At 51.6% G+C, this 15,203-nt stretch carries 15 protein-coding genes and 1 tRNA gene; 7 read left to right on the forward strand and 9 right to left on the reverse strand.

Features of this window, described 5'->3' with window-relative positions:
• Nucleotides 1-23 precede the first annotated feature (23 nt).
• From BSZ31_RS14040 to BSZ31_RS14050, 3 genes are read left to right on the forward strand one after another with little or no spacing between them, the layout of a single operon-like run.
• The gene (locus BSZ31_RS14040; protein ID WP_105029271.1) at nucleotides 24-1,772 is read left to right on the forward strand and encodes an amidohydrolase family protein; all 1,749 of its coding nucleotides are present in this window, start codon (nucleotides 24-26) and stop codon (nucleotides 1,770-1,772) included.
• Between the two features lie 26 nt (nucleotides 1,773-1,798).
• Nucleotides 1,799-2,167 (forward strand): VOC family protein, encoded by a 369-nt coding sequence (locus BSZ31_RS14045; RefSeq protein ID WP_105029272.1) that lies wholly within the window; start codon nucleotides 1,799-1,801, stop codon nucleotides 2,165-2,167.
• A 3-nt stretch (nucleotides 2,168-2,170) separates the two neighbouring features.
• The gene (locus BSZ31_RS14050; RefSeq protein WP_105029273.1) at nucleotides 2,171-2,869 is read left to right on the forward strand and encodes a hypothetical protein; all 699 of its coding nucleotides are present in this window, start codon (nucleotides 2,171-2,173) and stop codon (nucleotides 2,867-2,869) included.
• Between the two features lie 15 nt (nucleotides 2,870-2,884).
• Here BSZ31_RS14050 and BSZ31_RS14055 read toward each other — a convergent pair whose 3' ends face one another.
• Nucleotides 2,885-3,931 carry an asparaginase gene (locus tag BSZ31_RS14055; RefSeq protein ID WP_105029274.1) on the reverse strand — a complete coding sequence of 349 codons (1,047 nt, stop codon included), beginning with the start codon at nucleotides 3,929-3,931 and terminating at the stop codon, nucleotides 2,885-2,887.
• Between the two features lie 222 nt (nucleotides 3,932-4,153).
• On the opposite strand from BSZ31_RS14055, the gene BSZ31_RS14060 reads away from it, so the two are divergent.
• Genes BSZ31_RS14060 through msrA form a run of 3 tightly spaced genes read left to right on the forward strand, consistent with a single transcriptional unit; the run spans nucleotide 4,154 to nucleotide 6,109 of the window.
• The gene (locus BSZ31_RS14060) at nucleotides 4,154-4,963 is read left to right on the forward strand and encodes a thioredoxin family protein (protein ID WP_105029275.1); all 810 of its coding nucleotides are present in this window, start codon (nucleotides 4,154-4,156) and stop codon (nucleotides 4,961-4,963) included.
• A 35-nt stretch (nucleotides 4,964-4,998) separates the two neighbouring features.
• Nucleotides 4,999-5,502: a peptide-methionine (R)-S-oxide reductase MsrB gene (gene msrB / locus BSZ31_RS14065; RefSeq protein WP_105029891.1), complete on the forward strand. Its 504-nt coding sequence runs from the start codon at nucleotides 4,999-5,001 to the stop codon at nucleotides 5,500-5,502.
• A 4-nt stretch (nucleotides 5,503-5,506) separates the two neighbouring features.
• Nucleotides 5,507-6,109, forward strand: coding sequence for a peptide-methionine (S)-S-oxide reductase MsrA (gene msrA, locus BSZ31_RS14070; protein ID WP_105029276.1), 603 nt, complete (start codon nucleotides 5,507-5,509; stop codon nucleotides 6,107-6,109).
• A gap of 1 nt (nucleotide 6,110) precedes the next feature.
• Here the strand turns inward: msrA and BSZ31_RS14075 are convergent, their stop codons facing one another.
• From BSZ31_RS14075 to BSZ31_RS14100, 6 genes are all read right to left on the reverse strand, one after another.
• The gene (locus BSZ31_RS14075; RefSeq protein ID WP_105029277.1) at nucleotides 6,111-7,757 is read right to left on the reverse strand and encodes a 3-(methylthio)propionyl-CoA ligase; all 1,647 of its coding nucleotides are present in this window, start codon (nucleotides 7,755-7,757) and stop codon (nucleotides 6,111-6,113) included.
• Nucleotides 7,758-7,820: 63 nt separating this feature from the next.
• A complete protein-coding gene (locus tag BSZ31_RS14080) occupies nucleotides 7,821-8,192 on the reverse strand; it encodes a DoxX family protein (protein ID WP_105029278.1) in 372 nt (123 codons plus the stop codon).
• 61 nt (nucleotides 8,193-8,253) lie between these two features.
• Nucleotides 8,254-8,330: transfer RNA gene (locus BSZ31_RS14085), tRNA-Arg, on the reverse strand.
• A 73-nt stretch (nucleotides 8,331-8,403) separates the two neighbouring features.
• Nucleotides 8,404-9,915, reverse strand: coding sequence for a glycerol-3-phosphate dehydrogenase/oxidase (locus BSZ31_RS14090; RefSeq protein ID WP_105029279.1), 1,512 nt, complete (start codon nucleotides 9,913-9,915; stop codon nucleotides 8,404-8,406).
• Nucleotides 9,908-11,398 (reverse strand): glycerol kinase GlpK, encoded by a 1,491-nt coding sequence (gene glpK / locus BSZ31_RS14095; RefSeq protein WP_105029280.1) that lies wholly within the window; start codon nucleotides 11,396-11,398, stop codon nucleotides 9,908-9,910. The genes BSZ31_RS14090 and glpK overlap by 8 nt, the downstream gene beginning before the upstream one ends.
• 22 nt (nucleotides 11,399-11,420) lie before the next feature.
• Nucleotides 11,421-11,870 carry a gamma-glutamylcyclotransferase family protein gene (locus tag BSZ31_RS14100; RefSeq protein ID WP_105029281.1) on the reverse strand — a complete coding sequence of 150 codons (450 nt, stop codon included), beginning with the start codon at nucleotides 11,868-11,870 and terminating at the stop codon, nucleotides 11,421-11,423.
• 55 nt (nucleotides 11,871-11,925) lie between these two features.
• Between BSZ31_RS14100 and BSZ31_RS14105 the strand changes: the two genes are divergently transcribed.
• Nucleotides 11,926-12,699 (forward strand): SDR family oxidoreductase, encoded by a 774-nt coding sequence (locus BSZ31_RS14105; protein ID WP_105029282.1) that lies wholly within the window; start codon nucleotides 11,926-11,928, stop codon nucleotides 12,697-12,699.
• 12 nt (nucleotides 12,700-12,711) lie between these two features.
• On the opposite strand, the gene BSZ31_RS14110 is transcribed toward BSZ31_RS14105, so the two are convergent.
• Both BSZ31_RS14110 and BSZ31_RS14115 read right to left on the reverse strand, forming a co-directional pair.
• The gene (locus BSZ31_RS14110; RefSeq protein WP_105029283.1) at nucleotides 12,712-13,536 is read right to left on the reverse strand and encodes an SDR family oxidoreductase; all 825 of its coding nucleotides are present in this window, start codon (nucleotides 13,534-13,536) and stop codon (nucleotides 12,712-12,714) included.
• Nucleotides 13,533-15,059 carry an NAD(P)/FAD-dependent oxidoreductase gene (locus BSZ31_RS14115; protein WP_105029284.1) on the reverse strand — a complete coding sequence of 509 codons (1,527 nt, stop codon included), beginning with the start codon at nucleotides 15,057-15,059 and terminating at the stop codon, nucleotides 13,533-13,535. The genes BSZ31_RS14110 and BSZ31_RS14115 overlap by 4 nt, the downstream gene beginning before the upstream one ends.
• Nucleotides 15,060-15,203 lie beyond the last annotated feature (144 nt).

The raw sequence follows: 15,203 nt of genomic DNA on the forward strand, positions 1-15,203 counted from the left end.
AAAAAATGAGAATTGGAGACAATATGACAGTTGCGACCTTCGACGTAGTGATCACGGGTGGACGATACTTCGACGGCACGGGTGGTCCCTCCGCCCTGCGTAACATTGGTATCAAAGACGGGCGTATTGCTGCGGTCAGTGAAGCTCCTTTGCAATACCAAGGCAGGCCCAAAGTGATTGATGCCTTCGGCCACTGGATTACCCCTGGCTTTCTGGATACCCACACCCACTACGATGCAGAAATGATCGTTGCACCCAGCCTGTCTGAATCGGTTCGCCACGGTGTAACCACTGTGCAGGTGGGCAGTTGCTCGCTCAGCATGATTTGCAGCGAACCCGAAGATGCATCCGACATTTTCACGCGTGTGGAAACCGTGCCGCGTGAAAAGGTCTTGCCCATTCTTCAAGAGAAAAAAACCTGGAATACACCTCGCGAATGGGTTGAGTTTGTGCAAAAACAACCTTTGGGCCCCAACCTGATTTCATTTCTGGGCCACAGCGATTTGCGTGTGGGCACCATGGGTTTGTTGGATTCGACTGACCGCAAAATAAAGCCCTCTGAGGCACAAATGCAGCAAATGGAAGCCACGCTGACTGAGGCTATGGAAGCGGGTTTTCTGGGCCTTTCAACCATGTGTCTGAAGTGGGACAAAATTGATGGCGATCGCGCCTGGTCGAAAAGCCTGCCCAGCACCTATGCACGCTGGGGTGAACTTCGCCGCCTGAATAAAATTTTGCGCAAATACCGCCGTGTGCACCAGGGTGCTCCCAACGCAGCCAACCCGCTGCAAATTTTTGAATACTTGATTGAAACCCTGGGCTGGATACGCAAACCACTGAAAACCACGCTGATTGCGCTCATCGATTTAAAAGGCAACAAAACCGTTCGACCCATGGCACAAATTTCAAGTCGCGTGGTGAACTGTCTTGGCGGGGCCTTCCGTTGGCAACTATTGCCCACCCCTTTCACCGTATACGCCGATGGCATAGATGTGGTGTTTTTTGAAGAATTTGGTGCCGGGGAAATGGCACTGGACCTGCGAACCCAGGTAGAGCGCAACAGCCTGCTGCAAAACGAGGATTACCGCCGCCAGTTCCGCAAGTTTTACGGGCAAAAACTAAGCCCGCGCGTATGGCAGCGTGATTTCGGTGACGCGATTATTCTTGAATGCCCCGATGCCAATTTGGTAGGCAAAAACTTTGATGAGGTGGCCCGCGCCCGCAAAGTGCATGTGGTCGATTTGTTCCTCGATTTGGTGGTGCAGTTTGGTCGCCAGTTGCGCTGGTACACCACGGTGGGTAATCACAAGCGCGAGGTTATCCGCGAACTGGTGCAAGACAAACACACCTTGATCACCTTCAGTGATGCGGGTGCGCACATTCGCAACATGGCCTTTTACAACCTGCCCCTGCGCTTCCTGAAACTGGTCAAGGAAACCATTGAAGAAGGCAAACCCATCATGAGCATGGAACATGCGGTGTGGCGATTGACTGGTGAACAAGCCGATTGGCTAGGTATTGAAGCCGGAAAAATTCGGGTGGGTGACCGCGCAGATTTGGTGGTCTTGAATCCTGAGGCCTTGAACCAGAACCTTGAACAGGTGACCTGGGGCGACATGGAAAATTTCGGCCTGCAACGTTTGGTGAACCGCAACCCGGGTGTCGTAAAACATGTGTTAATTAATGGCAAGATAGCAGTCGAGAACGAGGCCGTTGTGCCCGAGCTCGGCAAAGAAATGGGTTACGGGCAATTCCTGCCCGCCAATACTTGAAACCAGCGAATCCACGGAGAAGTACGATGATTGGATACATTACTTTAGGCACCAACGATCTGCCCAAAAGCGGCGAATATTTTGACAAGTTGTTTGCCCCCCTCGGTGCGAAACGAATTCTGGAACTGCCACATGGCATTTTTTGGGGCACCAGCATGGCAAGTCCCTTTATTGGATTGCTAAAGCCTGCCAACGGCCAGGCGGCAACCGTAGGCAATGGCACCATGGTGGCACTGACCGCCAAGGACCGTGCCCAGGTTGACGCGTTTTATGCCCATGCAAAAACACTGGGCTGTACCTGTGAAGGCGCACCGGGTGAACGCATGCCCGGCTTTTATGCCGCTTACTTTCGCACACCCGACGGGCACAAGATGAATATTTTCAAGATGGGCTAAAGCTTGAATTCAATTGATCCAACCATTGACGAGTTCGCAGGCCTTGAAGAAGTGCCTGCGCCTTGGACACTCACCGGTAAAGGCCTGATTGTGGTCATGCGCAGCAAAGCTGAAAAGCTGATGGCTGATGCGCGTATCCCACTGGACATTCGCGACTCCTTAAAGTGCCCGGTCAGCGTGTTGATGTATGTGGACTACACGCACTCCAATGCAGGCCCTTACAAAGAACTGCTGTACATTCCTGGCACGGCGCAATTCAGCGAGAAGCTGGGGAGCAAACGCCTGTTGACCATCAGCAACATTGTGGTGAGCAGTGCAAGCAGTGTGAAAAATGGTCGAATCAATTGGGGTATTCCGAAAAACCTGTGCAACTTCGATGTTGCACAGGGCCCGGAAAATCTGCAGGAAATCAGCCTGCATCAAGATGGCATCCCTCAATTTGACCTCGCTTATCGGGGCAAAGGCTTTTCCTTTACGATCAACACGGGTTTGGTGCCAGGTTTCATGAAAACCCTGGGTCAACGCTGGCAAGGTCAGGAATTTTTATACAGCCCAAGTGCGAAAGGCAAAGCCCGGTTTGCCAACGTGCATGTGTTGCAAAACCTGGGCAATGCCTTTCCCGATATAGACATTGGCGATGTGGTCACCGCACTGGAAATCACCCAGTTTCAGATGACATTTCCAGTGGCTCACATCGCCTGAACGAATTGCTACAACTTATCGGTCAAACAAAGGCTGCAAGTCAGCCTTTTTGTTAATGCCCGATTGCATCGCCAGCATCAGCAAAATACGTGCTTTTTGAGGCGACAAGTCGTCGGCCATAATTGCACCCGCGTCAAATGTAGTTTTACCACCGCCCACAAAACCGTAGTTCGCCATCACGCGGCCTTGGTGAACTCGAGTAGAGATCACCACGGGTACATTCTTCGACAAGGCATATTGAACCGCTTCAAACATGGGTACGTTCATATTGCCCATACCCAACGCCTGAACCACAATGCCCTTCACACCACGATCAACTGCATTGCGCAAAGCCGCACCTGTGGCACCGCCATACATGGCGACAATTTCTACTTCAGGCATGGGACCATCTACCAGCTGAAATGTTTGGCGACGCAGCGGTGTGGTGGCGTACATGACACGGTCTGGGTAAACCTCACCAATCAAACCAAACGCACCGCTTTGGAAGGTTTCAACATTCTGAGTGTGGGTTTTGGTCACGTAACGCGCAGCATTGATCTGATTATTCATGGCCAGCATCACGCCCTTGTTTTTGGACTGTGCATCCACGGCGATGCGCACTGCATTCAGCAAATTGCGAGGGCCGTCAAAATCAGAAGACGACGCATTTCGCTGCGCCCCGATCAACACCACTGGTTTATCTGAACGCACGGTGAGGTCCAACCAAAATGCTGTTTCCTCAAGCGTATCGGTACCATGAGAAACAATCACACCGGCAACCTCAGGACGAGCCAAGGCTGCATTAACTTCCTTGGTCAACTGTACCCAACGTGGCGGGTCCATATAGTCAGAAGGCACATTGGACAAGCTCTTGACCTGAATGTTGGCGTACTTACCCACATCCGGCACGGTGGCCAAAAGGTCTTCGCCTGAAATGGCCGGCACGGGTGCGTTTTTCACTGGATCAATTTTCATGGCAATGGTGCCTCCCGTAGCAATGAACTGCACCACGGGTTTGTCTTGAGCGTGTACGGCAAAGGTAGTGGTCAGCAAGGCTGACGCGAGCAAGGCTTTTAATTTCATCCCATTCTCCTGTTTTTATGAAATTGGCCTCAACACTTGGTTTGTCGAGGCTGGTTAACTCTAACAGGGTAAGTAAATTACCCACGGGTCACTTAGTCGGAGTAGCCACAGGACTTGCCACACTTGTTAACAATCGCAGAATTTGCTAGGAGTCGCGATGTAACCTTTCGGTGAAATCCGGCGAATACTCTCCTGAACAGAACGCGGCAGGCGGAGGGTTGTATGACAAATTGCTTGAACTTCATGGCGGGCACTGGTGCTTTGGCTCTTCTTGGGCTTGGCTCTGCGCCTGCTTTGGGCCAGCAAGTTAACTGCAATTGGACAAGCCCTGCTGAGCGCATGATTGTCGCCGAGCTTTACACCTCAGAAGGCTGTAGCAGTTGTCCGCCTGCCGACCGATGGTTAAGCAGTCAACTCACTACCCCAGAGCGATCAAGCAGTATTCTGGCGCTTTCATTCCATGTGGATTACTGGAATTACATTGGCTGGGAAGACCCCTACTCCAAAAAGCAATTCACCGAGCGGCAATACGCCCACAAACGGGCTGGAAATGTAAGTCAAATTTACACACCGCAGTATGTATTCTCGAACCGGGAAGTTCGCCGCTGGGGCCAGGCAGGGCTTATTCCGCAGAGATTGTCGGCGATGGAACAAGACAAAGCCCCCGTGAGCCTGCAAGTTTCGCTTGAACGAAAGGCCGCCAATCAGGTCGAAGTTCAGGTAAAAACCGAATGGCTGGATGAGCGCTATTCCGGTGGACGCGTATACGTGGCCTTCTACGAAGACGGTTTAAGCCAACAAGTGAAAGCGGGAGAAAATCGGGGAGAGCTATTGAAGCATGATCGGGTGGTTCGGTACCTGAGCGATGCGAAAAAGGTATCCCCCGGATCCAGAATACAGGTGTTCAGGCACACACTGCCAGCCGACTGGAACCAGAGTAATGTAGGACTAGGCGTTATTGTTGAGAACAATGAATCCAATACTGTGCTTCAGGCATTGAATGCACCAAGGGCTTTGAGCCAGTGCAGTTGAATATTGATTGAGTGATTGAAAAAGGAAACACAAACATGCAACGTCGTACCCTGTTAGCAGGACTTGCCGTATTCGGCGCAGGACTGATGATCACAAAACCCATGAGTGCAATTGCCAGCATGAACAAACTGAACAAAACCGAAGCCGAATGGCTGAAAATCATCAAGAAAGACCAGTACAACGTGTTGTTCAAAGAGGCCACTGAACGCCCGTTCTCCAGCCCCTTGAACGACGAGAAACGCAAAGGCACCTATGTGTGCGCAGCATGCAATTTGCCTCTGTTCCCCTCCCAGTACAAATACGACAGTGGAACAGGCTGGCCCAGTTTTTTTGATGCCAACAAAAGCGCATTGAATACCAAAACCGATTACAAATTGATTTTGCCGCGCACCGAATACCACTGCAGCAATTGTGGCGGCCACCAGGGCCATGTGTTTGACGACGGCCCTGCCCCGACCGGCAAGCGATATTGCAACAACGGCCTGGCATTGGCTTTCGTTCCCGAAGGTCAAACATTACCCGCAGTGCGCAAGGCGTAAAAAAATGACATATATGAAACTCAAAACAACATTAGCCGTAGCCTTGGGCTTGCTTGCTGCGACAGGCGCACAGGCTGAAACAAAAACCGCGGTGTTTGGAGGCGGCTGCTTTTGGTGCACCGAGGCTGACTTTGACAAAGTGCCTGGCGTGTTGAAAACAATTTCGGGCTACGCCGGTGGGCAATACAAAGACCCGGATTACAAGGTAGTAAGTGCCGGCCGCACGGACCACACCGAGGTGGTTGAAGTGACTTACGACGACACCAAAGTAAGCTACAGCCAGTTGGTAGAGTACTTCTGGAAAACCATCGACCCCACCGTGAAAAACCGCCAGTTTTGCGATGGTGGCACCCAATACCGAAGCGGGTTTTATTACCTGAATGAGGAACAGAAAAAAATTGCTGAAGCCAGCAAAGCCAAACTACAGGCCACTGGCAAATTCAAAACCATTTACACGGAAGTTGCACCGGTGGTGAAATTTTATCCCGCTGAGGAATACCACCAAGACTACTATATTAAAAACCCCGTTCGCTACGGCTATTACCGCAACGGCTGTGGGCGTGACAAACGCCTTGAGGAATTGTGGGGCCCCAAGGCGTCGAAGTAATTCAGACTGACCGGAATGTCAGACCTTTGAACTTTTCCCGAAGTTCTGACTTCTGCACCTTGCCAGTTGCGCCAATCGGCATGGCGTCTACAAACTCAACATCGTCGGGAATGTGCATTTTGGTAATACGGCCTTCATAGAAATTCAGAATGTCTTGTTTGCTGACTTCTGCACCAGGCCTTTTCACAACAATCAGCAGGGGGCGCTCGTTCCACTTTTCATGGGGAATGGCGATCACCGCAGACTGAAGCACCGCCGGGTGAGACATGGCAATGTTTTCAAGATCAATTGAACTGATCCACTCCCCGCCCGACTTGATCACGTCTTTGGTGCGATCAGTAATTTGCATCAAGCCGTCCGGCGCCATACGGGCTACATCCCCGGTGGCAAACCAGCGTTTCCCCGTGGCATCGTGGCTGAAGGCTTTTGCACCATCACCACCGTAGTACTCGTGCAATACCCAGTGGCCACGCACATGCAACTCGCCGCTTTGCTCAAAATCCCAGGGCAATTCAGTGCCATCTTCAGCCAGCAATTTCATGTCCACGCCAAAAATGGTGCGCCCTTGCTTGGCGACAATCTCGTATTGCTCCTGTTTGGGCAAACTGCGCTCATCACCGCTCAGTTTGGAAACTGTACCCAAGGGCGACATTTCTGTGCTGCCCCAACCCTGCATCAGCTCCACACCCATTTCGTCAAATTCTTTGATCAAACTGACGGGCACGGCCGAGCCACCCACCAGCGAGCGTTTCAAGGTACTGAACGTCAGTCCGTTTTGCTTCATGTGATTGATCAAACCCAGCCAAATGGTCGGTACGCCCGCGGCCACGGTTACCTTCTCGCTTTCCAGCAAACTGAAAATAGAAGGGCCATCCAGTTGCGGACCAGGCATGACCAGTTTGCAGCCTGTCATCAACGCGGCATAGGGCAAGCCCCAAGCATTCACATGAAACATGGGCACAACGGGCAATAAAGTGTCCTTTCGGGTCAACGCAATTGCATCCGCGCAATTGGACATCATGGCGTGCAACATGGTGGACCGGTGCGAATACAGAATGCCTTTTGGATTGCCCGTGGTGCCGGAGGTGTAACACAGGGTGCAAGCTGAATTTTCATCAAATTCAGGCCACACATAGTCATCGTTTTGCGCCTTGAGCAAGGTTTCGTAATTCAACAAACCGGCCACGGGCGATTCTGCGGGCATTTTGTTTTCATCAATCAACAAAATCCAGTTTTTAACGCTGGGGCAATGCGGAGCGATCGCCTTGATCAGTGGCGCAAAGGTGAGGTCGAAAAAGATGGTGGAGTCTTGTGCGTGGTTGATAATGTAAATCAACTGCTGAGGCGTGTATCTGGGGTTCAAGGTGTGAGTAATCGCCCCCATGCCCGCCACGGCATAATAAACTTCGATGTGGCGATGACTGTTCCACGCAATCGTGGCAATGTTCTCGCCCTGCTGAATGTTCAAGGCTTGCAATGCATTGGCAAGTTGCCTGGCACGTGCTGCCATGGCCTTGAAAGTGATTCGGTGCAAGTCACCTTCAACCCTGCGGCTCACTACTTCTTGCCAGCCGTAAAAACGTTCGGCATGCACCAAAATTGAAGAAAGCAGCATTTCCTGCTTCATCATCAGACCTGGCTTCAACATTGTTTTCGTCTCCTCTGCGTTGTATTTTTTTAAAGTGTACCGCAGAGAACTGTAATCATTATTCTATTTTTGGAAGTGTCTGCTTTGACCGGCCTTCCAGATGACCCAGATCACCAAAGCCTGCAAAGGCAAGCGCAAATACAGAAGAACCACGGGAATATCGGCAAATTGATCCGGGTGCATGGCCATGTGAATGTTGGCGGGTAGCACAGCCACACAAAGCGCAATCAACCCATACGCAGCCCACTGGCGGGTGCGTTCAATCAGAATGCCAATGCCACCCAAAATTTCAAAGACACCACTAATTTTGACGAGAGCTTCCGGATTGGTGAAATACGGAGGCACGATACTGGAGAAAAAATCCAGCAGCACAAAATGCAGAATGCCTGCGCCGATAAAGAAAATGGCAACAACGATGACGGGTATTGAGAACATTTGTTTTTTTAGAGCCTGAATAACAAAAAACCCTCGCCTTTTGAGCGAGGGTTTTTTAATTTGGTGCGGCTGGCAGGATTCGAACCCACGACCCCTTGGTTCGTAGCCAAGTACTCTATCCAACTGAGCTACAGCCGCTGTGAAGAAGCGAGATTATGCCCCAAACAATACCGTTGTGCAAGGGCATGCCTGCTCTTTTTAAAAAAAAACTTTAACAATCTGCGCGCAGGCTGTATTGGGCCACCAGCCTGCGGAACTCATCCTCCTGACGGTCCAGCTCCTCATCGCTATAACGCAACTCGTTTTGCAACACAAACCGCACCTCATTCATACAGGCCAAGGCAGCCTGGCTGTCCAGAAAAAGCGCCCTGCTTCGGCGAGCCAATACATCTTCAATGGTCACTGCCATTTCTTCCAGCACAGCCTGCGCAATCTCCGCTTCATTCAAATCAAGATTTTCATGAATGGCAGAACCGGGCTTTCGCATGGGAAGGTCGTCTTCAAGACGCAAGTAGCGGGTACGGGTTGGCTTGTTAACCCAGCCCTGTTGTTCACACACCAAATCAACCACCTCCTCCGCCATACTGCGATAAGTGGTCCATTTGCCACCAGTGATCGTCACCAATCCGCTAGGCGCGGTAATCACTGTGTGCTCACGAGAAATACTCTTGGTATTTTGCTTCTCGCCCCCCGCACTCACCAATGGTCGTAACCCAACAAACACGCTGCGAACATCGGCGCGCGTGGGCGCGTTGGCCAGGTATTGGCCCGCCGTTTTCAAAATAAAATCGACTTCCTCGGGCAAGGCATCGGGTTCCCAAGGTGAGTCTTTGCGGGGCGTGTCTGTGGTGCCAATCAAGGTTTTTCCCAACCAGGGCACCACAAACAACACACGGCCATCGCTGGTTTTGGGCACCAGCAAGGCTTCCTTGGCTGGGTAAAAGTGCTGGTCAACCACCACATGAACGCCTTGGCTGGGGCTCAACATGGGTTTTGAATCTGGCAAGTCCAATCTGCGAAGATCGTCCACCCACACACCAGTGGCATTGATTACTGCTTTGGCTTTGAAAGTAAAAGACTCGCCGCTGAATTCATCGCGGGCTTGCACACCATTAATTTTCTCAGCAGTTTTCACAAAGCCAGTGACTGGCATGTAGTTAATCGCGAGGCCACCCAACTTGTGCAGCGTTTTCATCAAGGCAATAGCCAAGCGCGCATCATCAAATTGCGCATCAAAATAGCGCACTCCCCCGTGCAATTTCTGCTGAGAAATAGTGGGTACTGCACGCAATACCTCATTTTTCTTCATCATGGTGGTGGGGCCAACACCCAACTTGCCCGCCAGCATGTCGTACATTTTCAGGCCTATCCAGTAAAAAAATTTCTGGAATACATTGCGCACTGGAATGACAAAAGCCAAGGGCTTAACCAGGTTGGGAGCATTCACCAACATGCGGCCACGTTCTTCAAGGGCCTCTTTCACCAAACTGAAATTACCCTGCGCCAGGTAACGCACGCCGCCATGGGCCAACTTGGTGGCTCTTGAGCTGGTGCCCTTGGCAAAGTCATGGCCTTCTAGCAATAGTACTTTCAGACCACGGCTGGCAGCATCCACTGCGCTGCCCAAGCCTGTAGCACCACCGCCAATTACAATTACGTCCCATTCATACTGCGCTTGTGCCTTGAGTTTCAGTGTTTCAAGGTGCTTCTTGCGACTAAGCATCTGCCCATCCTTTGGAACGTTCTACCGCGCGGTGCCAGCGATCAAGCAGTGCACCGCGTTCATCAATACTCATTTTGGGTTCAAACCGTGCATCCACTTTCCAGTTGGCCAACAAGCTTTCCTCCGTGTCAAACACACCCACAGCAAGGCCTGCCAAATAAGCAGCACCCAAAGCGGTGGTTTCAGTTACTGTGGGGCGCACCACCGGTACACCCAACAAATCGGCCTGAATTTGCATCAATAAATTGTTGTTCGACGCACCACCATCCACACGCAGTTCACTGAGCGGTTTTGCGCCATCGCGCTGCATGGCCTGAACCAAATCCACTGTTTGCAGGGCAATGCTTTCCAGTGCCGCGCGTGCGATGTGCGCCTTGTTAGTGCCGCGGGTCATGCCCACCAGGGTGCCACGAGCATACGGGTCCCAGTGGGGAGCGCCCAGGCCTGCAAATGCCGGCACCATGCACACGCCATCTGTGCTTGGCACACTGGCGGCTAGCGCCTGAACATCGGCCGATTTTTCGATAATGCCCAAACCATCGCGCAGCCACTGCACCACCGCACCACCCATGAATACACTGCCTTCCAGCATGTAACTGGTTCGGCCATTCACCTGCCAACCCACCGTGGTCAGCAGGCGGTTGTGGCTTTCAACCACTTCAGTGCCGGTGTTCATCAACATAAAGCAGCCAGTGCCATATGTATTTTTGGCTTCACCAGGTTTGAACGCAGTTTGCCCAAACGTGGCTGCCTGCTGATCACCGGCAACACCTGCGATTGGAATGGCTGCGCCCAACACCGCGGGATCACATCGCGCAATTTCACCGCTTGATTCACACACCTGTGGCAACATGCTCGGCGGTATGTCAAACAACTCAAGCAACTCAGAATCCCACTTCAGTGTTTTGATGTTCAACAACATGCTGCGCGATGCATTGCTGACATCGCTTGCATGAACTGCACCACCTGTCAGGTTCCACATCAGCCAACTGTCCACAGTTCCAAAAGCCAGTTCGCCGGCTTCAGCTTGCGCACGGGCACCCGGTAGATTGTTCAAGATCCAGTTCACTTTCGTGGCTGAAAAATAAGAATCCAGCTCCAGCCCGGTACTGCGGCGAATCAGGGCAGCCTTGCCCTGCTCGCGCAACTTGTCGCAATATGCAGCCGTGCGGCGGTCTTGCCACACAATGGCGTTGTAAACGGGTTTGCCGGTTTTTCGATTCCACACCACGGTGGTCTCGCGCTGGTTGGTAATGCCAATGCCAGCAATGTCAGAGGGTTTAAGCCCGGCTTTTTCAATCGCGCCTCGGGCACAAGCCAACTGCGTGTTCCAAATGTCTTCGGGGCGGTGCTCGACCCAACCTGCCCTTGGAAAAATTTGCTCAAACTCTTGCTGGGAACTGGCCACCACTTGCGCCTGCGCATTGAACACAATGGCGCGCGAACTGGTGGTGCCTTGGTCCAGGGCCAAGATAAAACCCATGCGGTTATCTCCTTTCTTGTTGTTACTTTCTTTGCCCGGTGCTGTTCCAGTTGCCCACGTGTTTGTTCAAAAAAGCCTGCATACCCTCGGCCTCGAACCGGGTTACACTCCACAACTCATCAGTCAATACATCTTGGTTCAACCAAATGTAGGTCTCGGCTTTCAAGGTTTCGCCACTGGTGTTGAGCACAACCTCAATTTCTCGGCGCTCATATTCAGGCCCCTCGAAGGCATCAAGATTCTTGACATCCTCTGGCAACACATTCAGCCACACCAAACCCTGCACTTGCGCGCTCGGGTTTGGCACCATGGCCGGGTAAGTTTCACCAGGCACAGCATGGCGTTGATGCCCTTTGGCAATGGCATTCAAACAGGGATAAACACCCCGCACCACTTGCCCCCAAACCGGCAAATACATCAGTGATCCATATACAAAAACATGCTTACCGTCTTGCTCAAATTCCGAGCCCATGCGATGTTACCTTTTCAGATGAAAAACAATTAGAAAATGCCTGCAAGGAGACGATGTGAAAACAACAACTGATTTGTTCAATTTACAAGATAAGGTGGCTTTGGTCACGGGCGCGACCCGAGGAATTGGCCTGGCCTGTGCAGAATTGCTGGCAAGCAAGGGTGCCACGGTGATTATTTCCAGCAGAAAACAGGAGGCTTGCGAACAAATTGCTGCGCAATTTCAAGCAGATGGCCTGAAAGCTGTGCCCATGGCCTGCCATTTGGGCGAGATGGACCAGATTGAGGCGCTGTACCAACAAATTGAAGCAAAATTCGGGAAGCTGGATATTTTGGTGAACAACGGGGCGACCAACCCACACTTCGGGCCAATTTACGACACCGACCTGGCCGCCTTTCAAAAAACCTGCGATGTGAACATTCGGGGCTACTTTTACATGAGCAGCCACGGCTGCAAACTGATGGGCAAGAATGGCGGTGGCAGCATTATCAATGTGGCTTCTGTCAATGGCGTTATTCCCGGCCTCTACCAGGGTATTTATTCGATTACAAAAGCCGCAGTCATTTCAATGACCAAAGCTTTTGCCAAAGAATGCGCGCCCATGAAGGTGCGTGTGAATGCGCTGCTGCCCGGTGCAACCGACACCAAATTTGCATCGGCCTTGGTACACAACGATGCCATTCGCAGCGCGCTGCTGCAACATGTACCCATGAACCGGGTTGCACAGCCCAGCGAAATGGCGGGTACTGTGCTGTATCTCGCCTCCGAGGCTTCAAGTTACACCACCGGTGCCTGCATCAATGTGGATGGCGGTTACCTGGTGGTGTAAACATGACCAGGCTTACTTAATCTGTATGCCTTTGTAATCTTCAGCGTTCAGCGTGCGCCCCATTTGTTGCCAAAGAATGTGGCGCATGCGCTTGAACGGCACCAGGCGCGAGCCCAACCACACACGCGCAGCATTGTTTCCATACACAATGCGCGGCTCGTTTTTCTTGATGCATTTCAACACATACTCGCAAATTTCATCGGGCGGCGTGGTCAGAAATTTTTTGGCAAATTTTTCGTGCTCCGGCTTGCTGGCAATATTGGTGTTGATACCTCCTGGGTGCACCAAATGCACCTGCACCTTGCTGTTTGAAAGCTCAACCATCAGCGATTCTGTAAACCCACGCACTGCAAATTTGCTGGCGCAGTAATCTGAATTGCTCGGTGTGCCCACCAAACCAAAAATACTCGACACATTCACGACAGCGCCCTCGCCGTTGGCCAATAGTTGCGGCAAGAATGCGCGCGTGCCATGCACCACACCCCAGAAATTAATGCCCATGACGCGCTCATAGCTGTCGTCACTCAAGGCCCACACTGGGCGACCTTCTCCGCTAACACCCGCGTTGTTGATAATCACATGTGCATTGCCCAGCGCTGCTTTCACTGCTTGGGCAAATGCATACACCCCCGCCTTGTTCGACACATCAAGCTTCTCGGCATACACCTGCACATTGGCCGCTTGCATGACCAGTTTCTCGGTTTCTTTCAAACCTTTTTCATCGTAATCACACAGAGCAACTTTACTGCCAAGTTTGGCAAACATCAGCGCGTACGAACGCCCCATACCTGAACCTGCACCGGTAATCACCACCACTTTGTCTTTGAAATTCTTCATGCTGCAGCTCCTTCTGTAAGCAATGCAGATTCATCGGAGTGTAAGGGCTGCTGCTGTGCCAAAGGTGCCTGCAACACATGGTCATTCATCTTGAAATTCCTGGCCATTCGCAGGTATGTGTAACTGAAGCCGGGAAACATGGCCACCACATGGCCGCTTTTGCTTTTGTACCAACTGGTACAACCACCGCGTTTCCAAACGGTTTTTTCCATCTCGCTGTGAATGTGGGTGGTGTAGCGCTCTTCGGCTTGTGGCTTCACCTCAATGGCAGCGGCTTTTTTCGCTTTCACTTCAGCAATGGCACGCATGATGTAATGCATCTGCGCTTCAATCACAAAAATTGCTGAGGTATGCCCAATACCGGTATTCGGACCAGTCACGATAAACAGGTTGGGAAACTGCGGCACAGTGGTGCCCAAATAAGCGCGTGGAAACTCATTCCACACATCGGCCAGTTTTGTGCCGCCCTTGCCCACCACCGGGTAGGAAATTACACCGTCAGTGGCATCGTAACCCGTGGAATACACAATGCAGTCCAGCTCAATCTGCTCGCCGCTTAGTGTCTTGATGCCGGTTTCATTGATCTCGGCAATGCCGTCGGTCTTGTCGTGCAAGCTTACGTTGGGGCGGCAATAAGCGGGGTACAGCGTGTTGCTTAAAATAATCCGTTTGCAGCCAATGGTGAAATCGGGTGTTACTTTCTTACGCAGTGCAGGGTCTTTAATCTGCTTCTTGATGTGGTGCAGTGCCTCGCGCTGCGCAATATTCTTCAATGCGAAGTCAGAGTACTTGAATGCAATAACACGGCTTTCCAATCCCCAATAAATTGCTGACCGAGCCAGTTTGCGAATGGGCTCCACTTTCAGCAAAGCGCGCTGCCAGGGCTTGAATACACGGTCTGGTCGCGGCAGTACCCAATGGGGCGAGCGTTGGAATACATGCAAATGCCCTACTTCAGGTGCAATGGCGGGGATCACCTGTGCCGCGCTGGCACCACTGCCAATAATGGCGACGCGTTTGCCTTTGTGGTTGTATTGCTGATCCCAGGCATTGGTGTGAAAAGTCTTTCCTTTGAATGTATCGCGTCCCTTGAAGTTCGGAATCACGGGTGTACTCAAGGGGCCAGAAGCGTTAATCACAAACTGCGCCTTGATCACATCGCCTGTTTGCAAATGTACATGCCAGCGTTGTTCGTTCTCGTGCCACTCGGTGCGCTGCACATTGCTGTTGGTACGGGTTTTCTCACGCAGGCCATGCTTGGTGATCACGTGCTCGGTGTATTGCTGAAGTTCTGCACCTTCAGCAAACATTTGGCTCCAGTCGTAAGGTTCGCTTTCAATTGAATACAACAGCGATTGAACATCAACGGCGGCGCCAGGGTACGAATTTTGGCACCAGGTGCCCCCCATGAAGTCCCGGCGCTCGAGCATGATGAAATCTTCAATGCCACGTTTTTTCAAATTAATTGCCGCGCACTGCCCACCGAAACCACTGCCAATGATGACCACCGTGTATTCACTCATGCCTGGAACCTTTTCAGAAAAATTTTGCTTGTGTGAATGTATATCTGACAACAGTCATTGTCAATTATAAATTCACCAATAGAGGGTAGAACCCTCCCCCTAATTGGAGGATTAAAAAATTGGCGTACTAGCAAAATTGACGGA

The organism is Limnobacter sp. SAORIC-690, from assembly GCF_002954425.1.
Lineage (GTDB): Bacteria > Pseudomonadota > Gammaproteobacteria > Burkholderiales > Burkholderiaceae_B > Limnobacter > Limnobacter profundi.

Excerpts from the sequence above, each read along its gene's own strand:
- msrA (WP_105029276.1), top strand. The coding sequence starts at position 5,507 with ATGACATATATGAAACTCAAAACAACATTAGCCGTAGCCTTGGGCTTG.
- msrB (WP_105029891.1), top strand. The coding sequence starts at position 4,999 with ATGCAACGTCGTACCCTGTTAGCAGGACTTGCCGTATTCGGCGCAGGA.
- BSZ31_RS14040 (WP_105029271.1), top strand. The coding sequence starts at position 24 with ATGACAGTTGCGACCTTCGACGTAGTGATCACGGGTGGACGATACTTC.
- glpK (WP_105029280.1), bottom strand. The coding sequence starts at position 11,398 with ATGGGTTTTATCTTGGCCCTGGACCAAGGCACCACCAGTTCGCGCGCC.
- BSZ31_RS14110 (WP_105029283.1), bottom strand. The coding sequence starts at position 13,536 with ATGAAGAATTTCAAAGACAAAGTGGTGGTGATTACCGGTGCAGGTTCA.
- BSZ31_RS14115 (WP_105029284.1), bottom strand. The coding sequence starts at position 15,059 with ATGAGTGAATACACGGTGGTCATCATTGGCAGTGGTTTCGGTGGGCAG.
- BSZ31_RS14090 (WP_105029279.1), bottom strand. The coding sequence starts at position 9,915 with ATGCTTAGTCGCAAGAAGCACCTTGAAACACTGAAACTCAAGGCACAA.
- BSZ31_RS14080 (WP_105029278.1), bottom strand. The coding sequence starts at position 8,192 with ATGTTCTCAATACCCGTCATCGTTGTTGCCATTTTCTTTATCGGCGCA.
- BSZ31_RS14055 (WP_105029274.1), bottom strand. The coding sequence starts at position 3,931 with ATGAAATTAAAAGCCTTGCTCGCGTCAGCCTTGCTGACCACTACCTTT.
- BSZ31_RS14075 (WP_105029277.1), bottom strand. The coding sequence starts at position 7,757 with ATGTTGAAGCCAGGTCTGATGATGAAGCAGGAAATGCTGCTTTCTTCA.
- BSZ31_RS14045 (WP_105029272.1), top strand. The coding sequence starts at position 1,799 with ATGATTGGATACATTACTTTAGGCACCAACGATCTGCCCAAAAGCGGC.
- BSZ31_RS14060 (WP_105029275.1), top strand. The coding sequence starts at position 4,154 with ATGACAAATTGCTTGAACTTCATGGCGGGCACTGGTGCTTTGGCTCTT.
- BSZ31_RS14100 (WP_105029281.1), bottom strand. The coding sequence starts at position 11,870 with ATGGGCTCGGAATTTGAGCAAGACGGTAAGCATGTTTTTGTATATGGA.